General features: G+C 64.3%; 21 protein-coding genes and 1 pseudogene. 13 read left to right on the top strand and 9 right to left on the bottom strand.

The annotated features are described in order from the left end of the window. Positions 1-301: 301 nt before the first annotated feature. The gene (locus tag ADJ70_RS09540) at positions 302-499 is read right to left on the bottom strand and encodes a hypothetical protein (RefSeq protein WP_050340926.1); all 198 of its coding nucleotides are present in this window, start codon (positions 497-499) and stop codon (positions 302-304) included. Between the two features lie 515 nt (positions 500-1,014). Here ADJ70_RS09540 and ADJ70_RS15690 point away from each other — a divergent pair. Continuing rightward, complete coding sequence (locus tag ADJ70_RS15690; protein WP_157051489.1) at positions 1,015-1,299, top strand: hypothetical protein; 285 nt, start codon at positions 1,015-1,017, stop codon at positions 1,297-1,299. Between the two features lie 225 nt (positions 1,300-1,524). On the opposite strand, the gene ADJ70_RS15105 is transcribed toward ADJ70_RS15690, so the two are convergent. Both ADJ70_RS15105 and ADJ70_RS15100 read right to left on the bottom strand, forming a co-directional pair. Next, entirely contained in the window at positions 1,525-1,722 is a 198-nt protein-coding gene (locus ADJ70_RS15105) for a hypothetical protein (RefSeq protein ID WP_216597253.1), read from the bottom strand. A 102-nt stretch (positions 1,723-1,824) separates the two neighbouring features. After that, the gene (locus ADJ70_RS15100; protein ID WP_216597252.1) at positions 1,825-2,010 is read right to left on the bottom strand and encodes a hypothetical protein; all 186 of its coding nucleotides are present in this window, start codon (positions 2,008-2,010) and stop codon (positions 1,825-1,827) included. Positions 2,011-2,615: 605 nt separating this feature from the next. Between ADJ70_RS15100 and ADJ70_RS09520 the strand changes: the two genes are divergently transcribed. Both ADJ70_RS09520 and ADJ70_RS15360 read left to right on the top strand, forming a co-directional pair. Then, positions 2,616-3,398, top strand: coding sequence for a PD-(D/E)XK nuclease family transposase (locus ADJ70_RS09520; protein ID WP_050340923.1), 783 nt, complete (start codon positions 2,616-2,618; stop codon positions 3,396-3,398). A gap of 207 nt (positions 3,399-3,605) precedes the next feature. Then, entirely contained in the window at positions 3,606-3,743 is a 138-nt protein-coding gene (locus ADJ70_RS15360) for a hypothetical protein (RefSeq protein ID WP_253273166.1), read from the top strand. On the opposite strand, the pseudogene ADJ70_RS15685 reads toward ADJ70_RS15360, so the two are convergent. Then, a pseudogene (locus tag ADJ70_RS15685) lies at positions 3,683-3,904 on the bottom strand (hypothetical protein); the annotation flags it as partial. The gene ADJ70_RS15360 and the pseudogene ADJ70_RS15685 sit on opposite strands and share 61 nt — an antisense overlap. A 222-nt stretch (positions 3,905-4,126) precedes the next feature. Then, complete coding sequence (locus ADJ70_RS09515; RefSeq protein ID WP_050340922.1) at positions 4,127-4,462, bottom strand: hypothetical protein; 336 nt, start codon at positions 4,460-4,462, stop codon at positions 4,127-4,129. Between the two features lie 38 nt (positions 4,463-4,500). On the opposite strand from ADJ70_RS09515, the gene ADJ70_RS09510 reads away from it, so the two are divergent. Continuing rightward, positions 4,501-4,773, top strand: coding sequence for a hypothetical protein (locus ADJ70_RS09510; protein ID WP_050340921.1), 273 nt, complete (start codon positions 4,501-4,503; stop codon positions 4,771-4,773). Here ADJ70_RS09510 and ADJ70_RS09505 read toward each other — a convergent pair. Both ADJ70_RS09505 and ADJ70_RS09500 read right to left on the bottom strand, forming a co-directional pair. After that, entirely contained in the window at positions 4,764-5,426 is a 663-nt protein-coding gene (locus ADJ70_RS09505; RefSeq protein ID WP_083443938.1) for an RNA 2'-phosphotransferase, read from the bottom strand. The two genes, ADJ70_RS09510 and ADJ70_RS09505, sit on opposite strands and share 10 nt — an antisense overlap. Continuing rightward, a complete protein-coding gene (locus ADJ70_RS09500; RefSeq protein WP_050340919.1) occupies positions 5,416-5,790 on the bottom strand; it encodes a hypothetical protein in 375 nt (124 codons plus the stop codon). The genes ADJ70_RS09505 and ADJ70_RS09500 overlap by 11 nt, the downstream gene beginning before the upstream one ends. Positions 5,791-6,417: 627 nt before the next feature. On the opposite strand from ADJ70_RS09500, the gene ADJ70_RS09495 reads away from it, so the two are divergent. The 7 genes from ADJ70_RS09495 to ADJ70_RS09460 all read left to right on the top strand — a co-directional run bounded on the left by ADJ70_RS09495 (position 6,418) and on the right by ADJ70_RS09460 (position 13,935). After that, positions 6,418-6,882, top strand: coding sequence for a tyrosine-type recombinase/integrase (locus tag ADJ70_RS09495; RefSeq protein WP_062393132.1), 465 nt, complete (start codon positions 6,418-6,420; stop codon positions 6,880-6,882). Between the two features lie 164 nt (positions 6,883-7,046). Beyond that, a complete protein-coding gene (locus ADJ70_RS09490) occupies positions 7,047-7,757 on the top strand; it encodes an Abi family protein (protein WP_172674477.1) in 711 nt (236 codons plus the stop codon). Positions 7,758-7,803: 46 nt separating this feature from the next. Further along, the gene (locus ADJ70_RS09485; protein ID WP_157051485.1) at positions 7,804-9,048 is read left to right on the top strand and encodes a tyrosine-type recombinase/integrase; all 1,245 of its coding nucleotides are present in this window, start codon (positions 7,804-7,806) and stop codon (positions 9,046-9,048) included. After that, a complete protein-coding gene (locus ADJ70_RS09480) occupies positions 9,032-10,969 on the top strand; it encodes a tyrosine-type recombinase/integrase (RefSeq protein WP_050340911.1) in 1,938 nt (645 codons plus the stop codon). The genes ADJ70_RS09485 and ADJ70_RS09480 overlap by 17 nt, the downstream gene beginning before the upstream one ends. Positions 10,970-11,160: 191 nt before the next feature. Beyond that, positions 11,161-11,388: a hypothetical protein gene (locus ADJ70_RS09475; protein WP_050340909.1), complete on the top strand. Its 228-nt coding sequence runs from the start codon at positions 11,161-11,163 to the stop codon at positions 11,386-11,388. A gap of 1,029 nt (positions 11,389-12,417) precedes the next feature. Then, a complete protein-coding gene (locus ADJ70_RS09470; RefSeq protein ID WP_083443937.1) occupies positions 12,418-13,236 on the top strand; it encodes a type IV toxin-antitoxin system AbiEi family antitoxin in 819 nt (272 codons plus the stop codon). Positions 13,237-13,554: 318 nt separating this feature from the next. Next, positions 13,555-13,935, top strand: coding sequence for a hypothetical protein (locus ADJ70_RS09460; protein ID WP_050340903.1), 381 nt, complete (start codon positions 13,555-13,557; stop codon positions 13,933-13,935). Positions 13,936-14,039: 104 nt separating this feature from the next. Here the strand turns inward: ADJ70_RS09460 and ADJ70_RS09455 are convergent, their stop codons facing one another. Beyond that, entirely contained in the window at positions 14,040-14,387 is a 348-nt protein-coding gene (locus ADJ70_RS09455) for an ORF6N domain-containing protein (protein WP_050340901.1), read from the bottom strand. A gap of 120 nt (positions 14,388-14,507) precedes the next feature. Between ADJ70_RS09455 and ADJ70_RS09450 the strand changes: the two genes are divergently transcribed. Next, positions 14,508-16,007 (top strand): ATP-binding protein, encoded by a 1,500-nt coding sequence (locus ADJ70_RS09450; protein WP_050340899.1) that lies wholly within the window; start codon positions 14,508-14,510, stop codon positions 16,005-16,007. A gap of 85 nt (positions 16,008-16,092) precedes the next feature. Here the strand turns inward: ADJ70_RS09450 and ADJ70_RS14675 are convergent, their stop codons facing one another. Beyond that, a complete protein-coding gene (locus ADJ70_RS14675) occupies positions 16,093-16,275 on the bottom strand; it encodes a hypothetical protein (protein ID WP_157051484.1) in 183 nt (60 codons plus the stop codon). 453 nt (positions 16,276-16,728) lie between these two features. On the opposite strand from ADJ70_RS14675, the gene ADJ70_RS09440 reads away from it, so the two are divergent. Beyond that, positions 16,729-18,471, top strand: a complete 1,743-nt coding sequence (locus ADJ70_RS09440; RefSeq protein WP_050340896.1) for an RNA-binding domain-containing protein — start codon at positions 16,729-16,731, stop codon at positions 18,469-18,471. Positions 18,472-19,757 lie beyond the last annotated feature (1,286 nt).

The raw sequence follows: 19,757 nt of genomic DNA, 5'->3' as shown, positions 1-19,757 counted from the left end.
CCGTGTCAACGGTGGTCTAACAGAGAGTTGAGCAAAATGTTGTATCGGCTGGATAAGTCGGGCAGATAGTCGCTATCTTTTTCAACTACAAATGGTGCATAGAGCTCTTTAGTGATAAAACTGTCGTTGTTAATCCAAGTTAATCCCATGCCTAAACCTCTCATCTATACTTTCTGCGCTCTTCTCCTGACCTCCGCAGTACCCTGATATCGCTTGACCCGTCTCAGTTGACAAAACGGGGCTGTTGGGTTGAACGTCCCCCCGTGCGGTGTCTCAGGCCGGTATCAACAACTGCGGATTATCAACCGAGATGAACGTCCCCCGTGCGGTGTCTCAGGTCCAGCGGATCCTTTCCCTTCTCGAGCAGGGCCTCGACGTCCCTGACGCGCATCCACCTGCGCGGCGCCTCCTCGCCCGCGAGCGCGAAGACCTCGTCGGTGAGGTTGATCCTATGGTCGAAGAGCCACCAGCCGCCGTCGGTGTAGGAGCGGTCGAGCACCCGCACGTCGTCCGGTGAGGCTGTTAACGTCGACCTGAATCAAGCGAGGGGGCTGCGGTGGGAAACTTGGATCAAGACTCGCTCGATTGCAGAATCTGCCATAGAGAGGGGCGGCCCAAGTCCACGGACACACGACGCAGACTGGATGTCATCCCCTCATGATAGTCCAATCCCTGGTCGATTTCCCCGGTATGTCGGGCCAATGGGTCGGGCTCCGCCTCCACCGCCGTCCTGAACTCCACATTTGCGCCGGTCATCGACCAGGGGTCCCCGTTGCCTCCCCGTGCGAGGGGCGGTGTGACGTTGAGGGCAGGAGCGCGCGACTTGCCCACCTCCTGTGGCGCGTCTCGACCCCAGCCTCTCGCCCTCGTCGCAGTCTCTGAGGTGCCCCGCTACCTAGCCCACGCTCCTGCCGCCGACCCTAGGTTCCTCCCGCGCATGTCGGGCTCCCGTGACCGGGGTCGCTTTTGACTCCGGTGCCTCCGTGCTGCTCCGGGCGCGTGCCGGATATTTTCATGAACTTGCCGATCGCAACCCTGCCCTGGTCGTGCCTATGGAGGAGTCCTGCCTCGGGGCGGCCGAGGGGCCGCGTATCTCGTCGGGCCGCATCCCCCATTACAGTCTTGTCAAACTCCAAGGGACTGCCCCGAGCCTTGGTCTCTCGACAACGGCCTCGCCCTGTTCTCGAGTTGCCTGAGGCGGTCACCTGCGGCGACTATGGCAACGGCGAGGAACGCAAATGCCGCTTGGGCGCGAACTACGCGGCCAGGTGGCGGCGCATGAACGAGATGCTGAAGTGAGGAGGCGTTGGCACGAGGAGCTGGCGTGGGGTGCGGCCGATGCGCTGACTCCTGTGTTCTGCGTGCTGGCTGCCCCTTTGGCGGTGGTGCTTTGGCTCGTGTACGGCCGCCGCCTTCCCTCCGCACGGTGTTGAAAACTCTTGATAGCCTTGCTTAGACCATGAGTCCTTCTCGTCATACGGGCGGGCGCCGCACATGGGATGCGGTGCTTCCTTCTCATGCCTCCTATCGGTCTATCCGGTTTTCCCTGCCACCCAATGCCTTGGTGTCCTCATCAGGAACTACTTCCTCGCCGGGGTCCAAGCTGTCGAGGATGGCTCGGACTGTCTCGAGGCCTTCAATCCTCGTGATGCCGAAGCCCTTCTTCCCCGCGTCTTCAAGGGGTGCGTCCACGAGGTAGGCTCCCATATCGTCCAGTATCATGAAGCGGTCATGAAATGACTCGGCATGTCTGACCGTGAGCTTGGGGCACTGGGTGTTGAAGGTCTCGACGTCCCTGGTGGTGAGCCTCGCCTTGGGGTGGGTCTAGAGTGTGGACGCCACGCCCCCGTTCTTCTTGGCGAGTGTGTTGAGGGTGTCCGCATCGGTGTGGCCGTCGATGAGGACTATGGACTCCTTGGCATGCTGCACCAGCGACACCAGGAGCTCGAACGCGTCAAAGACCTGGCCCTCGAAGAAGACCTTCTGCCTCGGTGCCTCGTGGGCCTCCATGTCGTCGAAGACTCGCTCGAAGCGCTCGTCTTCTGGTACTCGAGCTGCCTGACCTCCATTGCGTTTATGCGTTCGAACATCTGGGCATTGCTTGCGAGGTACCGGCGCATTTCCACGACTTTCCGTTAGACCACCGTCGACATGTCCGGCACCTTTGTCACCTCGCAACCCCGTGCCAGGCATTTCCACGCGTCCCCTCGTCGTGCCAACTTGCTGGCGGCATCGGGGGAGACGAGGGGCGTCACCATGTCAACAGTGGAGGAGAGAAACTTGAGGATGGGTGCACACAGACCACACGTGATTGGGGGATGGGACGTGAGGACGGCCACGGCAACCCAGGAATGGCGCCAGGGCGCCCGTGCCGAAAGTCGGTGGCAGGGAGCCGGGGGGCCGCCGGGCGAGCGGGCCGGCAGCCGCAGAGCCGTCCCGCCACCCGAGGGCGGCCCCATGACCTGCTGGGCGTGGCCTACCCGGCGCCCACCCCCCAAGTGTGCGTTCTGTCTTTGGAGGGAGGGTGTATTTCCATGAACTTATAAGAACGATTGTTCTTTCACTGTGCTATGATGGGTGAAAGGAGAGGCGGCAAACGGAAGGGGGGCGGTCGGATGGTGCAGACGAGGCTTGACATGGGCGCCCTGAGGCCCATAGACGACCTGATGTTTCGGGTGATGGCGCAAAGCAAGGACTTCTGCGAGGAGGTGCTGAGGGTGCTGCTCGAGGACCCGGGGCTCACCGTCGTGGAGTGCACCCCGCAGTCCGCCGTCACGAACCCCCACGGGCGCTCGGCGGTCCTCGATGCCCTCTGCGAGCTCTCGGGCGGCGGGTTCGTGGACGTGGAGGTGCAGCGGGTGGACGAGGGCGACCTCCAGAGGCGGGCGCGCTACTACGCGTCGCTCGTGACGGCGGACAGGACGGGGCCGGGTGATCGCTTCGAGGACGTCCCGGACGTCTGCGTGGCGATCGTCTGCGAGTTCGACCCCTTTGGGGCCGCCCGCTCGCTGTACCATATGGACAGGGTCCTCCGGGAGACGGGCGAGGCGGGCGACAACGGCCTTGCGGAGGTGTACGTGAACGCCCTGGCGAGGGACGGCAGCGAGGTCGCCGCCCTCATGAGGCTCTTCGTGGAGGGCGACGCGTACGATGACGCGCGCTTCCCGGAGACCTCGAGTGAGAAGCGCAGGCTCAGGGAGACGGAGGTGGGCAGGATGGCCATGGGAAGCGTCATAGAGGAGATCCGTGCGGAGGGCGAGGCCAAGGGTGAGGCTAAGGGCAAGCTCGAGACGATCTGCGGGTTCGTGCGCGACGGCCTCGTGAGCGTGCAGGACGCTGCCGCGTCGGCGGGGGTTGACGCCAGCGAGATCGAGCGCGCGCTCGCGGCGCAGGGGTAGCGCAGGGTGAAGGCGCGCTCGACCCATTGACGACCGAAAGCCGGCGGGCCCCCGGCGTAGCGTCGCTGGGGCTCGATCCCGATACGGTCGAGCGCATGCTCGCGGCCTAGGCCGGTATGTAGCTGCCCCACCGCGAAGGCGAGGCCCTGCGGCTGCGAAGCGGGCTCGTTACCGAAGAGATCGCACTTGATGGGAGAGGCGGCGGCCATGTCCACGTCGGCGTCGATGTTGAGGGTCGCGGACACGCTCGCGTGGCCCAGGCAGCTTGCGACCGTGCGGACGTTGACGACCACTGCGATCATCATCGTGGCGAGGGCGTTGCGCAGGTCGTGGAAGGTGCAGTGAAAGCCGTTCATCTTGCAGAGGGCGACGAAGTCCTTGCCGAGCTGGGTGGGGTTGTGGGGGCGGCTCTCCGGCCCCTGCGCGCCGAGGACGAAGGGGTCCAATAGGCCGAATTCGGCGGCGCGGAGCCATCCTGCCCGCATGGTCCTGAGGGCTTGGAGCATGCGCCTGGCGAGGGGTATCGTCCGGGCGAAGCTCTGGGTCTTGGGCTCCTTGAGGTAGAAGCCTTCCTCGGCGTCGCCCAGTGTGGGAGACCGTGATGGTCCCGTCGTCGTTGAGGTCGCTCCGCCTGAGGGCACGGACCTCGCTGCGCCTCATACCCGTCGTGAGGGCGAGCTCTATGGCCATGCCGAGTGGAAAGGGCCGGGCTGCCACTGCCAGGCGCATCATGCGGGTGCGGTCGTTACGGCCGGGAGGCTGTCGGCGTCTTCACGCGCTTGGGCGGCCTGCGGGAGTCGCAGGGACTCTTGGAGGCGAGGCTCTGGGTGACGGCCCACTTGAGCGTCTGCCTGAGCTGGCGGAACGCCTTGGGGCGGCTCTTGGGGGGCGTAGCCGTCGGCGCCCATGTCGCGCATCCAGGAGGACGCGTCCTCCACGGAGAGGTTCGCCAGGCGGACGTTTCCGATGCAGGAGTCCATCTGCCTCGCCTCGGCGCGGTAGCCCCGCATCGTGGAGGGCTCGATGGTGCCCGATCCCTCCTTGTGGGCAAGGAGCTTCCCCATGAGCTCTCGCACGCTCATTGAGGGGCCGACGACGGTCTATGTTTACGGAACCCGAAGAGAAGACGCCTCCTTCCGAAACGCCGACGCTCGGCATCCCCAGGACGGGTGATGCGAACGTACCGGCCGCCGTGCTCGGCGCCCTTGCCGTGCTCGCCGTGGGCGCTATCGTCGGTGCCTGGTGCAACCTGAGCGCGAGGATGCAAAGACCAAGGTCGTCCGCAGTCGCCCCCGAGGGGGCGATGCGCTCTGAGGGTAGGGCGCTTCGTGGCGGGGATCGCCTCCAAGCCCTCCCTATCCTTGTCTACGCCTGATGCGTGGCCTCTGGCCGAGCGGTATGGCCTGAGGAGGGGATGCGTGGCCTCTGGTCTGCTGGCTCAGCCGTGAGCTGACGGGAAGGGCGGCCATAGGGGCTGCCCTTCCTCACGGAGATGCAATCCGCAGGTATTGAGTCTGCCAGCCAAACCTTGTCGTTGCCGCGATAGAACGCGACCCCATCTCCGTCTGCCCTCTTGGTATCAATGGAGAGGATTATCGGGCTCCTGTCGCGCCGCCTACCGACGGCCTCGGCGGTCTCGACGTCGCAAGAGAGGTGTACGTACTGCCTGCCCATGGGCCTGAGCCCCTCGGCGAGAATCCTTTGTGCGGCTTCGTGAGAGGTCCCGTGATACAGGACAGCTGGAGGCTCGGCTGCCAGCCTCTCGATCCTCTTGGGCACGGAGTGTCCGTACAGGGCTCGGATTCTGTCTCCGTCGATCTCGTGTCGCTGCTTGTCTGACTCGGCGACTATCCGCTCGAGGTCGGCGAGGGCAACGGCGTCGCCCTCGTCTCGGCCTTCGTTCATCGCCTGGAGGAGCTGCTCGATGGGCACGAAGCCCTGCTCGTCAAGCTCGAGCTCGTACTCCCAGGGAGCATGCCTCAGTGCATAGGAGATCTCCTTGCTGATATGTGTCAGCTTAGAGTCCATTCTCCGCCTCCTCCTCGCGTTCCCGGGCAATCATGTCGAGCACGGCCGCCTCGAACCACGACCAGAAGTCGCCGTACTCCTCACGCTGCTCCCAACCCGGATTGGCGAAGTCGTGGATTATGGTTACCTTTCCGGGCCTACCAACCTCGAAGCAGGCCACGTCATCGCAGTCCTCACGCTTGGCAAAGGGAATGAGCCTGCGATCGGGATAGCGCCCCGCCATATTGCGTGTATAGTCACCTGCGAAGCATGCTTCCAGGATCCACCACCAGCCCAGGTATGTGAGTCCAAGTTCGACAACCCTCTTGATGCCTGCGGGGTACTCGAAGCCAGGATAAAGCTCAGACGCGTCGTAGAGTTCCATGGTCAATTCTCCTTATCGTATCTTGTTCATTTTAGGCCCTTCGGGGTTTCTGGTGAGTGGCACGGGCTGGGACGGCCGGCCCGAGAACCTCGAGCGGCGCCTTGGGCCACCACCCCGTGACGGACCGTGACGGGCTGCGGGGGTCGCGTGCGCGCCGGGACGCGAGGACGCTGGCGGCACCCCCCGGGCTGCCCGGTGGGGCCGGACGGGCGAGGCCTGGGAGGTCTTTGGGACCTGGTCCGGGGAGGCCGGGGTCCCGACGAGCCCCACAAGATGGTCCACTGCCGCGGGCGTCGCGACCCGACCCCGGGGCAAAACAGGCAAAGGTGCGCGACGCGTTGCTGCCTCGCGAGCGGCGTCCTCCCGCCTCGGCGGGGACGACGTGTTTTGGTTCAATAAGAACTGCGCAGAAATCGATGAATAGCATGTCCATAGAGCTTGCGCTCACGACCGGCATGCGCCGCGGCGAGGTCTGCGCGCTGCGCTGGAGCGACTTCGACGACGCAGGGGCGATGACGGTGAGCCACGCTCTCGGCAACGGCCCGGGCGGCTTCTACCTCAAGGAGCCCAAGACCGGCAGCTTCGCACGCCATCCCCCTCACCAGCCACACGACGATGCTCAGGGCCATGCGGGCCGACACGCGCCGTGCTATGGACGAGATGGGTATGGACGTGGGCGACCCCTGCATCCTGGGCACTCAGGTGTCGGACAGCCGTCCCTACAACCCCATGCAGCTCGGCAAGGACTTCTCCGCCTTCTGCAGGATGGACGGCTTTTCCTGCATGTTCCACGACCTGCGCCGCATGTTCGCCACCATGATGATCGCGGGTGGCTGCGACGTACGCACGGTGGCGAGCTACCTCGGACACGCGAGCGTGTCGATGACGCTCGACACCTACGCAGGCATCGACCCCGAGGCAAAATGCGCCGCCGTCGGCAAGGTGGGCGAGAGCTTCGACGTGGACATGAGCGCCATGGGCTTCGACGGGCCCGAGAGATCCGTGGGAAACCAACACGAGCGGGCTCACGTTCACCGTAGAGCAGCTGGAGGCCATGCTCGCCGAGGCCAAGCGGAGGGAGGCCGGCCATGAGGGCGCTTGGGGCACTGCTGCGGGTGCCGAAGGCTATCGCGCGCATAGCGTTTCGCTGGATGTGGCGAACGAAAGACAAGCGCGACGGCCGACTCTCGCCCAAGGCGAGTCACGACGCGCGTACAATGGGAAAACTACGAGGACTTATGCCAGGAGACTGCAACATGGCAAATGTGAGAAAGCCGTGGCTGACGCCATCTCAGCAGGTTGCCCACCTCAAGTCGGAGGGCGTGGGCTTCCGGATCTGCAGCGAGAGAGACGCCGAGGAATACCTCAAGAGCAACAACAACTACTTCCGCCTGAAGTCCTACCGCGCCAACTTCGCGAGGGTCGAGGGCGGTCCGAACGACGGCAAGTACATCGGCCTCGACTTCGGCATGTTCACGGACCTCTCGATCATCGACATGAGGCTGCGCAACGAGATGCTGCCCATAACGCTGGATGTCGAGCACTTCTCGAAGGTGAGGCTGCTGGGCAAGATGGAGGAGCGCCGGGCGGACGGGTACAAAATCGTCAGGGACTTCCTGCAGCAGCAGGACGACCTGGGGACTCATCCCTACGACGAGATCGACAAGGGCAAGTCGAGCCCCTACACGAGCGGACTCGTGGAGAGGAGGCCCGACTACGGCTTCCCGGCATGGGAGCTCATCGAGGTCATATCCTTCGGGCGCTTCATCCACTTCTACAAGTTCTGCGCCGACAGGTTCGACAACCGGCGCATGCGGAACGACTTCTACATGCTGCAAAGCGTCAAGGGGCTCCGCAACGGCTGCGCCCACAACTTATGTGCAAATGCACATAAGTTGTGTTATCGGCGGCTCTCGGTTATGAGCAGTCTGTCGCGACTAACCGGTTCAGAGGCGTGCACAACCTAGTATTCCGCACATAATCAGTTACGCTCCTTCCCACGGTGTCCGACTCGTGGAAAGGAGCAAGGGCATGGACATCAAGATGTTAGGGGGCGCTGCCGACGCCCTCGTCGATCGGTTGAGGTCAGACGGTTACAGCGACGAGATGGTGAGGAACGCGCGCTGGGTGCTCGGCAATTTCGCCAAGTGGTGCGAGCGAGAAGGGGTACGCTCGGTCAACAGGGAGGAGGCCGCGCGCTTCCTCCTCGCCCAGTTCGACCTCCCGATCGACGAGCGCGACGTGACTCCGGCGCAGTGCGTGATCCGCAAGCCGCTGCTCACGTTGCTCGAGCTCGAGGAGACGGGGACCTACCTCAAGAGCCATCAGCGGCACCCCGGCCCCGAGCCCCCGCCCGAGCAGTTCGCGGGCGCCTACGCGGGATACGCGGCCCTGGTGGGGTCTAGCGGGCTCGCGGGGAGCACCAAGGCGCTGAGGCTCTGGCGGGTTCGCCGCTTCCTGCTGTTCCTCGACTCGCGCGGGGTACGCAAGATCGGGGACCTGACCGTGGCCGACGTGCACGCATACATGGGAGAGCCGGGGAGATCGCCCCACGAGAACAAACGAGACGGCTACTCGCTGCGTAAGGCGCTGGACTGGATGGGCGAGGAGGGGCTCATCGCGTTCGGCGGCCGGGACGCCTTTCCCGTCGTAAGGGCCAGGGCCTATTCGCCGCTACCGTCGCGGTACACCGACGAGGAGGTCGCGCTGATCCTCGGCTCCGTCGACGTGGCGACGCCCGCCGGCAAGCGCGACATGCTCGTCCTGAGCCTGTTCGCGCACTACGGCATGCGATGCGGGGACGTCGCCGCACTGAGGTTCGCCGACGTCGACTGGTGCTCGGGCCGCATCGCGATCGTCCAGGCGAAGACGGGCCTTCGGCTATCACTGCCCATCGTCGACGGGGTGAGGTTCCCGCTCCTCGATTACGCGGGGAACGCCCGCCCGAGGTCGAACGACCCGCACGTCATCCTGACGACGCACGCACCGCACACGCCCTACAAGAGCGGCTCCTCGTTCCATCGGATGGTGACGCGCGCCATCGACCGGGCCGGCGTCGACCGCTCCGGGCGCAGGCACGGCGGCCATGCCCTGCGCCATTCCGCCGCGTCTGGCCTGCTCGCCGCCGGTGTCCCGCTGCCGACGATATCCTCGGTGCTCGGCCACGCCTCGACGTCGGCCACCGAGGCGTACCTGTCGGTCGACGAGGAGGGCCTTGCCGCCATCCCGCCGGAGGTGCCCCATGTCCGCGGGTGGTGAGCGCATGAGGGGCCGTTGGGCGGACGCCCTGCGCGCCTTCATCGCCGAGAGGAGGGCGTGCGGCTACGCGTACGGGCGAAGCCACGTGTGCGCCTGCGAGCGCCTGTGCTCGTTCCTGGGCGAGCGGGACATGGACGAGGCAGCCTTCGCGGAGTGGGCCGCCCCCAGGGACGGCGAGGCGTGCCGGACGCGCGCCAACAGGGTCGGGCTGTGGAACGTGTTCGCGGGGTTCTGCGCGAGGAGGGACATCGAGGCCGGCTCCTTCAGGGCGGACGTCCGCCTCGAGAGCGACTTCGTGCCCCATATCTACACGGACGAGGAGGCCTCCGCCGTGTTCTCGGCGGCCGATGCCGGCATCGCCCAGAGGCGCAGCCCCTACGAGCCGAGCCTCATCATGCCGGCGTTCGTGCGCCTGCTCTACTCGACCGGCCTCAGGTTCTCTGAGGCGGCCGGCCTGCGGTGGGACGACGTCGACGGGAGGCGGCTCAGCGTTCTCGGCAAGGGAGGGAAGCCCCGGCTCGTCGTCATGTCGGCATCGATGGCGGAGGTGCTCGAACGCTACCGGGGACTCCGCGTCGGCGGCGGGGGCGGGCTCGTCTTCTGCGGGAGGGCGGCCCGCTGCAGAACCAGCTCGTCGGCACATGGCACAGGACCCTCCTGGATTCCGCAGGCGTGCGCAGGGCGGACGGGGCCTATCCGCGCCTGCATGACTGGCGGCACACGTTCGCGGTCGGGGCGCTCGCGCGGATGGACGCCGCGGGGGTCGACGTGCGCGCGGCCCTGCCGGTCCTGTCCCGGTACATGGGCCACTGCGGGCCCAAGGAGACGGAATGGTACCTCCGCCTCACGGACGAGGGACGCGCGGGCGTCCTCGAGCGCATGGAGCTGTACGCGCCGCACGTGGCCCCCGGCCTGGGAGGGGTGTGAGATGGACGGCTTCGAGGGGCACGTGGCCCGCTTCTTCGCCTGCCACCTGCCCGACGTCAAGGGCGCGTCTCCCAACACGGTCGCGTCGTACCGTGACGCCATCGTCCAGTTCGTCTCCTTCGCGTCGGGGCGATCCGGGAAGGTTGTCGAGGCCCTGGGAGTGGAGGACCTCGGTGGGGACGCGCTCGGGGAGTTCCTCGACCACCTCGAGCGCTCGCGCGGCGTCGCCGTGTCCACGCGCAACCATCGGCTCGCGGCGGTACACTCCCTCTTCCGATACATCCAGGCGCGGGATCCGGTGTGGATGGAGGCGTGCTCGTCGGCGCTGGCCGTGGGGAGGAAGCGCTGCCCCCCGCCGCTTGTCGGCTACATCGGCGTCGAGGGCATGCGCGCCGTGCTCGCCGCACCGGACCCCTCGACTCGGGAGGGCCTCGCGCACCTCGCCGCGCTTTCGCTGCTCTACGAGTCGGCCGCGCGCGCCCAGGAGCTCATAGACATCCGGGCGTGCGACCTTTCCGCAGGCTTCTCCGCAGTCGTGCTGCGCGGCAAGGGAGGCAAGTCGCGCGTCGTCCCCATCGGCCGTGAGGTGTCGGCCATAATCGATCGCCACGTGAGGGAATCGGGGGCTTCGGGCGACGCGCCGCTCATCGCGGGTCGGCAGGGCAAGCTGAGCCGATCGGGACTCAGGTACGTGGTGGAGAAATACTCGGAGGCGGCGCGGAGCGACGGCGCCAACGTGCCGCCCAAGGTAACCCCGCACATGTTCAGGCACTCGCGGGCGATGCACCTGCTGGAAGCCGGCGTCAACCTCGTGTACATACGCGACCTGCTTGGACACGTCTCGGTAACCACCACCGAGATATACGCCAGGGCAAATCCGGAGATGCGCCGCAAGGCCATCGAGGAGCGTGGCGCGCGCATCGCGCCCGACGCGGCTTATGACGAAAGCGAGAGGCAGGATCTCCTGTCCTGGCTCAAGAGCATGGATTGGTAGCAAAACGGTTATGTGCGGAAAACCAGGCTGCGAGAGCGGATGACCTTGGGGTCGGCCGTCATCCGCACATAACCGAGAGCCGCCGATAACACAACAACTGCATCATCAACGACCTTAGGGCGGGGACGCCGCCGTACGCCCCACGAAGCGAGGTCAAGAGCGCCCTCGGGCGCGTAGGCGTCCGAGGGGACATGCAGCGCACCAAGCTCAGCAACGAGAGGATGCAGCAGATAGCGACAACCCTCTTCATGCACAGCGAGCTCGCATCCGTCGGGATACATAACGCGCGAGCCAAGAGCCTGGGCGCCCTCCGCCGGAGGATGGACAGGCACACCGACTACTACAGGGAGTGCGCTCCCGTGAGCACCTCCTTCGACTTCATCGGCCGCATGGTCTCGGGCTGGTATCCGATCGACTAGCGAAATCGACTCCGATACTGCACAAGGTTTTCCTTGACACGGATCCCGACTGGCCGCATACTTGTTGGACTACGAAAAACGGTTCGACCGTTTTAGAGGGGGGCTTCCTTCGGGGAGTGCCCCTCATTTATTCTGGTGAGAAAACCACTGGCTATGCCAGTGGTGCCAGCGGTGGTTCCATCCCTATCGTCTTTCCGCAACTCTCTAACAGAGAGAAGAGTAAAGCCCCTGAGCGGGAGAAACGAAACAGTACAAAATGCGGGCTCTTCGGGGGTTTGTGTGGGCTGACGCCCCGGTGAAAACGCCAGCCTAGCGGCGGCGCCACTCGCGCAGAGCCTGTTTTCCCGGCCAAGGGAGAGGCGGGCCACCGAGGGGGCGCTGCCGGCACACCATAGCGGCTGGGGCGCTCGTGCCACCCGACGCAACTCGCGTCGCAACAGTGTACACAAATGCCCCGAAACGGCTCCGAGGGGCCGTTTTCGCTGATCTGTGTACACTCCTGCGTCACCACGGCCGCTCGCGCGACCGGGCGGGGCTGCGAGTCCCACGGCATCAACGACCCTATGGCCCCCGTGACGCAAGGGCGCTCGGACCTGACGCCCACGCCGCCAGGGCGGTGACGCAACTGCCCTCCCACACGAACTTACGAAGCCGCGAAATGCGTCTGAGGAATTGTAAGCTAATTGCTAATTCGTATTGTGTCTGAGCATGTCGAACCTCCCGGTGACGTCATCGGGCCATGGAGGATGACGAGACCCCGCGAACGCGCATACGGCTGGCGGGGCCGGCGCCGTCGCGCGTGGCGGGCTGCTCGAGGTCGACCGTCCAGGCGGGGCCCGCGACCTCGAATCGGGCGCGGGCCACGACCCCTCATCGGAGCGGGTTCGCAGGCCGGGGGAAGAGGCCTTACGTTGGCTTAAGGTGGTCCAGACCCTCGGAATCGGCCGAAAGAATGCGGGGATGAGGATTGCGTATCCTGTGAGTTGATCCAAATTGTGTATTATCACTACATATGTTAGATTGTGAAATATGGATCATGTCATAGAGACAACGGCCCCAGGTTCCGTGTCCGCCTCCAACCTGCCGGACTGGGCGCTTTCCCATGGCGTAACGTCGCTTTCCACCAAGGACGTGAGGAGGCTTTGCGGAATTCCTGGGAACCAGGTCTCGCAGCGCATGGCAGCCCTGCGCAAGGGCGCGAAGCTGTTCTCGCCTGCGCGTGGCCTGTGGGTGCCCATCCCGCCCGAGTACAGGACGTGGGGCGCGCCTGACCCTATGGGCTACATAGCAGACATGATGGCGCATCTCGGAACCGACTACCTCGTGGGGTGGCTCTCGGCTGCGGAGCGCCACGGGGCAAGCCATCATGCGACGCAGGTATTCCAGGTGGCGACAGGCAAGACGGTGAGGGCGCGCACCTTCGGGCGTTCCCGGCTCGGATTCTACAGCCGCGGCTACGTCGGAAAGGCCACGGCCTCCGCAGAGTTGCGCCACCGGACGGGCGTTCGCGTTGCCTCATCGGGTACGACCATGCTCATGCTCGCGGCTGACCCTGGCATATCGGGTGGGATCTCCAATGTTGCGAACCTCGTCATCGAGCTTGCGGAGGAGCGTCCAGAGTACGCCGCGCAGATTATCGCCGACGCCCCGCTTTTTCCGGACGCTGCGACCAGGAGACTCGGCTGGCTTTTCGATGCGTTCGGAGATGGTGCGCCTGATGAGCTCGTCGCCTACTGCACAGCGCTTGCAAGCGAACCCTCCTTTCTCGTCCCATCGTCACCCAGGACGGGCAGGCTCGATGCAAAGTGGGGCATTGTTGCGAATGAGGAGGTGGACCCGGACATATGATTCCCAGAAGCCAGACCTTCGCCAAGGGGTACGCCATATCACACGAGGAGGTCGTGCGGTTCGCCATGGCAATCATCCCACAGGAGGAGGTGCTCGACGGCGCCATCCGCCGTAAGGCGGTCAGCTTCCCCGAGGTCGCGGTAAGCGAGCTCACGGCGAACATGATGGCCCGCCAGGCGCTCGACCAGTGCGGGGCGAGCCCAATGGTGGAGGTGTTCGACGGGCGCATCGAGTTCTCGAACGCAGGCGCCCCGTTCGTTGAGGTCGCCTGCATCATCGACACAGTGCCCCAGCCGCGCAACGAGGCCATGGCGGGTTATGCGCAAGTGCAGCATCTGCGAGGAGCGCGGCAGTGGCTACGACAAGATCGTGACGGCGACGAGCTCCAGCGGCCTCCCTGCCTCGCGCGTGGGGCAGCAGCAGGGCAGGTTCACGAGGGCGACGATATTCTCGAAGGTCCCCTTCGACCTGACGAGCAAGGAGGACAGGGTCAGGATCTGCTACATGCAGGCGTGCCTCGCGAGCGTCATCGCCGAGGCACTCACCAATGCCGACGTGCGAGAGCTGTTCGGGCTTTCTGCCGACGCCAAGGTGAAGGCGTCCCGTGTGATTCGGGATACGTTGGAGCGCGGGCTGATACAGCCGGTCGACCCCGATACCGCGCCGAGGTACATGCGCTACGTTCCCCTCTGGGCGTAACCTAAGTTTCCGTAAGTTTCATTTCCGAGGCCCCAGAGCGCCACAGGGACACGAAAGCGCAGGTCATGCGATTGTACGATTCGGGCTTTAAGTTTCCGTAAGTTTCACGAGGGCACAGCTATGAGGTGGCGCATCTCGACGAAGGCGCGTATGATCTGCACGCTCGCCCTGACGGCGACCTCGCTCCTGAGCACGGCCGAGAGCATGGATGCGCCCTGCTCGGTGTGGACGTAGGGAGGCTTTCTCCTGCCACCTCGTCCGCCATCGTTTGATATTCCAGTTTGGAGCATCAAAGACTCGTGCTCTTCTTTCGACACCCTGAAGCGGAAGTCCTCCGAGAAGCGCTCGGCGTTTCGAGACGCGGCCTTGTTGAGGTTTCCTGTCAGCACGCCGCACAGCTCTGCCAGGTCGCTGTCGAGCATGACCTGCTGATCATGCACGGTGTGGATCATGTTGCGGATCTGGGCATCTATGACACTAAGGTAGAATCATCGCTACTAGATATATTTACTAGGGAACTAGGGAACTCTTATGTTTCCATAGTTCCCTAGTCCGACATTCCAGGAGTGCCCATGTTCATCACGACTGACAGGGATCTCGCAAGCGCAATCGACCGCATGCGCGCAGCGGGCACCGACCTGGCGGAATACGAGGTCAAGTCTGCGGCGGGCGGCTTTCCCAAGAGCGTGCCAAACACCATATCCGCCTTCGCGAACACGCACGGCGGAACTGTCATGCTGGGGGTGTTCGAGAAGAACGGATTCAAGCCCGCCGGCGACATCGACACAAAGACGCTGCAGGCCAAGCTCGCCCAGGCCGCCCGCGAGCTCGTGGAGCCGCCGCAGGCCGTGGACATACTCGTGCTTATGCTCGACGGCAGACCCGTGGTCGTGGGCAACGTGGCAGAGGCGCCGGTCCGCGAGAAGCCCTGCTACGTCAAGAAGCGAGGCCAGCGCGACGGCTCATATGTGAGGACCGGCGACGGCGATCATAAGATGTCGCTCTACGAGATAGACCGCTTCATTGAGAACCAGCACCGCTCGGCCAGAAACGATGCGGTGACCATACCAGACGCCACCGTCGGCGACCTCGATCCGGTCCTGCTCGAGGGCTGGCTCTCGCACGTGCGCGCCACGACGCTTGACCGTTCGGGCGCGGTCTCGGACGAGGAGCTCATGGCCAACCGGCGCGTCGTGGCGGTGGACGCGGCGGGCGTCGCGAGGCCGACGCTTGCCGGGATGCTCGCCCTGGGGAAGTACCCGCAGAAGTTCTTCCCCAGATTGGATGTGGTCTTCACCTCCTACCCGACGCCGCGTAAGGGTGAGGTCGACGGCGCTGGCAGGCGTTTCGCGGACGCAGCCAACGCCGACGGGCCGATTCCCACCATGGTCGTCGAGACCGTGAGGGCGGTCTCGCGGAACATGCGGCACGGCGCGATAGTGAAGGGAGCACTGCGCGAGGACGTGCCCGACTACCCGCTCCCCGCAGTGCGCGAGGCCGTCGCGAACGCCCTCATGCACCGCGACTACTCGCCCGATGGCCACGGCACGCCCGTGATGGTGGACCTGTACCCGGACCGGTTGGAGGTCTCGAACCCCGGCGGCCTGTTCGGATCCCTCACGGTGGAGAGCCTCGGCACCAAGGGCGGCACGGCTTCGCGAAACCAGTACCTGGCGCGGATCCTGGAGGACGTCCCGTACGTCGACTACGACGGAAGCGTCGGCCGCGTGGTAGAGAACCGCGGATCGGGCTACCCCACCATAAAAATGTCCCTCGAGAAGGCGCTCATGGGCAAGCCCATAGTCCGCAGCACCCTGGACGAGTTCGACATTCTCTTCCGGCACCGGAGGATGACCGAAGAGGAGGGGCGCAGTTACTCGAGGGCCAACGTCGAGGAAGCCATACTCTCCTACTTCGCAGAGCACGAGAGCGCGAGCTCGTCCGAGGTGACGAAAGCGGTGGGGATGACCATGAAGACCGTTCGCCGTTACCTCTCGAGGCTTGTGGAGGACGGGACCCTCGAGCCTATTGGAACCAAGAACAGTCCCAAGCGGCGCTATCGGCTCGGCTGAAAGCGGATCTATCCTACTGGGGACTGGGGAAGCATGGGAGTTCCCCAGTTCCCTAGTAAATGTACCTAGTAACGATGGTTTTATCCTAGTGCTGCTGCAGCGCCGCACTGACCGTGCCAACCATCGCGACATCCTCGATGCGGGTGACGGACAAGCCCTTTCTGCCGGCGTCCTTCAGCGACGTCCCAACCATGTAGCCCTCGGAGCCATCGAGCCGGGGAAGCGGTCGTAAAACGATGCCGTGCGCCTCATGTCGAGCTGCGGGCACTGGGCGTTGAAGGTCTTTACGTCGCGCTCAGTGAACCTCGTCCTGGGGTGGTCTCGCCCAGGTGGCGACCCGAGGCCTCCTCGACCGCCCTGTCTTCGGGCCGTGGCGCCACGACCTCTCGCAGGGATGCTGGTCGCCCCGCACACGCCTTGTCTTGGTGCCCTTGGGCCTGTTGAAGTCCCTCGCCCAGCCCGGCCTCTCCGCCATCCCCACCTCCGTATGCCAACTCAATGGGTGAGCGTGAGAGGGTCCTACCGTCAAGTCAAGCAGAACCCTCTGTCAGGCATTACTGTGTGCTTTCGAAGTCAGGGGATGCGGGGCTGCAACCCTACGGAACGAGCGTTACAGTTCAATTGGAGCAATGTTGGGACACTGTCCCATTCTTGTTGGGACAGTGTCCCAACATTGGACTATAATGCGTCCAATGGAGAACGTCGCTTCGAAAGGCAGGCAATGGCGGCGCAGCGCGAAATACCCTTCGGGGAGACCATAGAGGTCGAGTTCAAAAGCGAGTTCAAGAGGGACGAAAACGGCGAGCTCAAGCCGAGCAGGCTTCCCGACTCCGAGCTCATGGACACGGTTGTCGCTCTCAGCAACACCAACGGCGGCAACATATACCTCGGAGTCGAGGACGATGGTACGCCAACCGGGGTCCACAAGGATCACAGGGATACCACGCAGCTTGCCGCGCTCATCGCCAACAAGACGGTGCCTCCCGTGGGCGCGCGCGTGTCGACCCTCTTCCTCGCGCCCGACGGGACGGCCTGCGATGGCGGCGCGCAGGTAACCCTCATCGAGATCCCGAAGTCGAAGGCGATCGTCGCCTCGAGCAGCGGGAAGGTCATGCGTAGGAGACTGAAGTCGGACGGAGAGCCCGAAAGCGCACCCCTCTACCCCTACGAGATCATAACCAGGCTCTCCACGCTCGGCCAGCTGGACTACTCTGCCTTTCCCGTCCCCGATACCAGCGTGGAAGACCTCAGCCCGGACGAGATCGTGCGCCTGCGCGAGGCACTCGCCAAGAACCGCAGCAGCGATCAAGCACTGCTCGGGCTTTCCGACGACGAGGTCCTGAGCGCGCTGCGCATGACCACACTGGTAGACGGCAAAGTCACCCCGACTGTCACGGGTATCCTGCTCGCAGGCAGGCCCGAGGTCATGAGGCGCGCGATACCGACGTCCGCCGCGACGTTCCAGGTGCTGGACGGCACGGAGGTGCGCGTCAACCAAGACTTCGACCAGCCGCTGCTCTACACAATCGAGAAGATGCGCGAGATGCTCGATCCGTGGAACCCGGAGCGCGAGTTCGAGGACGGGTTGTTCAGGCAGTCGGTGCCAGAGTTCGACCAAAGGGCATTCCGGGAGGCCCTGGTCAACGCCTTCGGCCACCGCGATTACGCCGTCATCGGCCGCGTACGCGTGCTCATCGACGACGAGGGGCTCACCATAGCGAACCCGGGCGGTTTCGTGGAGGGCGTTACGGTGGAAAACCTGCTTACTGTTGAGCCCCACGGGCGCAACGAGTGCCTGATGAGCGCTCTCAAGCGTATCGGCCTCGCCGAGAAGACCGGCCGTGGCGTCGACCGCATATTCGAGGGATCGCTCTTCTACGGCAGGCCGCTGCCGGACTACTCGGGCACGACGCCTGCGAGCGTGAGCGTGTTTATAGCGCGAAGTGCGCCGGATGAGCTTTTCATGCGCATGCTCAACGAGGAGCGCGAGAGAACCGGCGAGGCGCTATCGCTCAGGTCCCTGCTCGTGCTGGATGCCCTGAAGAGGCAGAGGAGGCTTACGGTAGCCGGCCTCTCCTCCCAGCTCCACATGGTCGATGCGGTCACGAGGGCAATTGTCGAGGCGCTCGTCGAGGCCGGGCTCGTCGAAGCACGCGGCAGCTCACCAGCGCGATCCTACATACTCAGCAGCAAGGTCTACGTCCGCTCTGGTAAGGGGGCAGACTTCGTCCGCCAATCCGACATAGATAAAGTGCGCTATCCTGAGCTCATCATGAAGCTGGCAAGACAACAAGGCGGGTCCATCGCGACGCGCGACGTGGAGAACCTGCTGCACCTGCACCGCAAGCAGGCATACCGGCAACTGATCAAGCTGGTTCAAAACGGCGACCTGGCACCGGTCGGCCGTGGCGGAGGGGCCCATTATGAGATAACCGAGAAAGGCCAAGAGAGGATAGGACAATGATGGACACGTTGGGACATTAGTCCATCATATCAGGGCATGTCTCAACATCGTCCGTTAGAGCTCCCTCTATCCAGACTGTCATCGTCCACACCGCCACCGGCTGGTATGTCCACACAAGGGGCGCACTCAGCGTAGCCGCCCGGCGCTGCGACGCGAGCACGTCCAACATCCTTCGCGTGTGCCAGCGCGACTACTGTGGAATGTGGCACATCACGTCGAGGCCAAAATGACGTAAGGCACCGACAACGTCAATCCCCCGAGCCTGACACCCTAAACTCCCGATGTGCCTCCATGTGCGGGCCGCCCCCATGGAGCTTCCCCTTACCCTCAGCAGGCTCGCCGGTAGACTGCACGGCCGCAAGGACCGCGAAAGGCTTTCCCGTAGGAGGGAAAGTTAGCAGCGGCTGTGGCCGGTTCGGTCGAGGGAGCCTGAATAATCGCAACTCAGATGAGTTATACACTGAGTTGCGGTCGAGGAGTATTTCCGATAGCCTTGAGCCCCGCAAGCACCGATATCTGCGCCTTGGGGAGCAAGTGGCGCGGGTACCGCTTGCACTTTATGTACATTTATCCTCTCGTAATTTGGGCTCTTCGGGGGTTAGTGTGGGTTGCTGCCTCGGCGAAGACGCCAAGCTAGCGGCGGCACCGCTCGCGCAGGGCCCGTTTTCCCGACCAAGGGAGGCGGCCACCGAGGGGGCGCCGCCGGCACGCCATGGCGGTTGGGGCGCTCGTGCCACCCGACGCAACTCGCATCGCAGCTCGCGGCGCAACAGTGTACACAAATGCCCCAAAACAGCTCCGAGGGGCCGTTTCCGCCGATCTGTGTACACTTCTGCGTCCCCACGTCTGTCCGCAACGGCGCAACAGTGTACACAAATGCCCCAAAACAGCTCCGAGGGGCCGTTTTCGCCGATCTGTGTACACTCCTTTGCCCCCACGGCCACTCTCGTGACCGGGCGGGGCCATGGGTCCCACGACATCGACGGCCCCATGGCCCCCGTGATGCCAGGGCGCTCGGACCTGAGGTCCACGCCGCCAGGGCGGTGACGCAACCATCCACCTACATGAACTCACGAAGCCTCGTAATTTGACTCGAATATACATCGAGTTGCGGAAATAATTATACATTGAAGGGCTTTGCATCCATCAAATGGTTGTTGCAGGGGACACCATAATCGCGTCGGCACATCTCCCGTGGCGCGATTTGGCGCGCATTGAACTTGGACGGGCAAAGGGGCTCGTCCAATAGATCTTTGTGCACGGGACTGTCTTTTTGGCACACGGCA

Origin of the sequence: Olsenella sp. oral taxon 807 (genome assembly GCF_001189515.2) — a bacterium.
In the GTDB taxonomy this organism is placed as follows: Bacteria; Actinomycetota; Coriobacteriia; order Coriobacteriales; family Atopobiaceae; genus Olsenella_F.
The sequence above is the reverse complement of the archived record's forward strand: the minus strand, read 5'-3'. Positions and strand labels throughout refer to the sequence as shown.

Coding starts and splice junctions, on each gene's coding strand:
- ADJ70_RS09515 (WP_050340922.1), bottom strand. CDS start 4,462: ATGGGGAAGCTCCTTGCCCACAAGGAGGGATCGGGCACCATCGAGCCC.
- ADJ70_RS09440 (WP_050340896.1), top strand. CDS start 16,729: ATGGCGGCGCAGCGCGAAATACCCTTCGGGGAGACCATAGAGGTCGAG.
- ADJ70_RS09500 (WP_050340919.1), bottom strand. CDS start 5,790: ATGGAACTCTACGACGCGTCTGAGCTTTATCCTGGCTTCGAGTACCCC.
- ADJ70_RS15360 (WP_253273166.1), top strand. CDS start 3,606: ATGTCCACGTCGGCGTCGATGTTGAGGGTCGCGGACACGCTCGCGTGG.
- ADJ70_RS09495 (WP_062393132.1), top strand. CDS start 6,418: ATGCGGGCCGACACGCGCCGTGCTATGGACGAGATGGGTATGGACGTG.
- ADJ70_RS09455 (WP_050340901.1), bottom strand. CDS start 14,387: ATGATCCACACCGTGCATGATCAGCAGGTCATGCTCGACAGCGACCTG.
- ADJ70_RS15100 (WP_216597252.1), bottom strand. CDS start 2,010: ATGGAGGCCCACGAGGCACCGAGGCAGAAGGTCTTCTTCGAGGGCCAG.
- ADJ70_RS09490 (WP_172674477.1), top strand. CDS start 7,047: ATGGCAAATGTGAGAAAGCCGTGGCTGACGCCATCTCAGCAGGTTGCC.
- ADJ70_RS09475 (WP_050340909.1), top strand. CDS start 11,161: ATGCAGCGCACCAAGCTCAGCAACGAGAGGATGCAGCAGATAGCGACA.
- ADJ70_RS09520 (WP_050340923.1), top strand. CDS start 2,616: ATGGTGCAGACGAGGCTTGACATGGGCGCCCTGAGGCCCATAGACGAC.
- ADJ70_RS09460 (WP_050340903.1), top strand. CDS start 13,555: ATGCGCAAGTGCAGCATCTGCGAGGAGCGCGGCAGTGGCTACGACAAG.
- ADJ70_RS09480 (WP_050340911.1), top strand. CDS start 9,032: ATGTCCGCGGGTGGTGAGCGCATGAGGGGCCGTTGGGCGGACGCCCTG.
- ADJ70_RS09450 (WP_050340899.1), top strand. CDS start 14,508: ATGTTCATCACGACTGACAGGGATCTCGCAAGCGCAATCGACCGCATG.
- ADJ70_RS15690 (WP_157051489.1), top strand. CDS start 1,015: ATGAACTTGCCGATCGCAACCCTGCCCTGGTCGTGCCTATGGAGGAGT.
- ADJ70_RS09505 (WP_083443938.1), bottom strand. CDS start 5,426: ATGGACTCTAAGCTGACACATATCAGCAAGGAGATCTCCTATGCACTG.
- ADJ70_RS15105 (WP_216597253.1), bottom strand. CDS start 1,722: ATGATACTGGACGATATGGGAGCCTACCTCGTGGACGCACCCCTTGAA.
- ADJ70_RS09510 (WP_050340921.1), top strand. CDS start 4,501: ATGTTTACGGAACCCGAAGAGAAGACGCCTCCTTCCGAAACGCCGACG.
- ADJ70_RS09470 (WP_083443937.1), top strand. CDS start 12,418: ATGGATCATGTCATAGAGACAACGGCCCCAGGTTCCGTGTCCGCCTCC.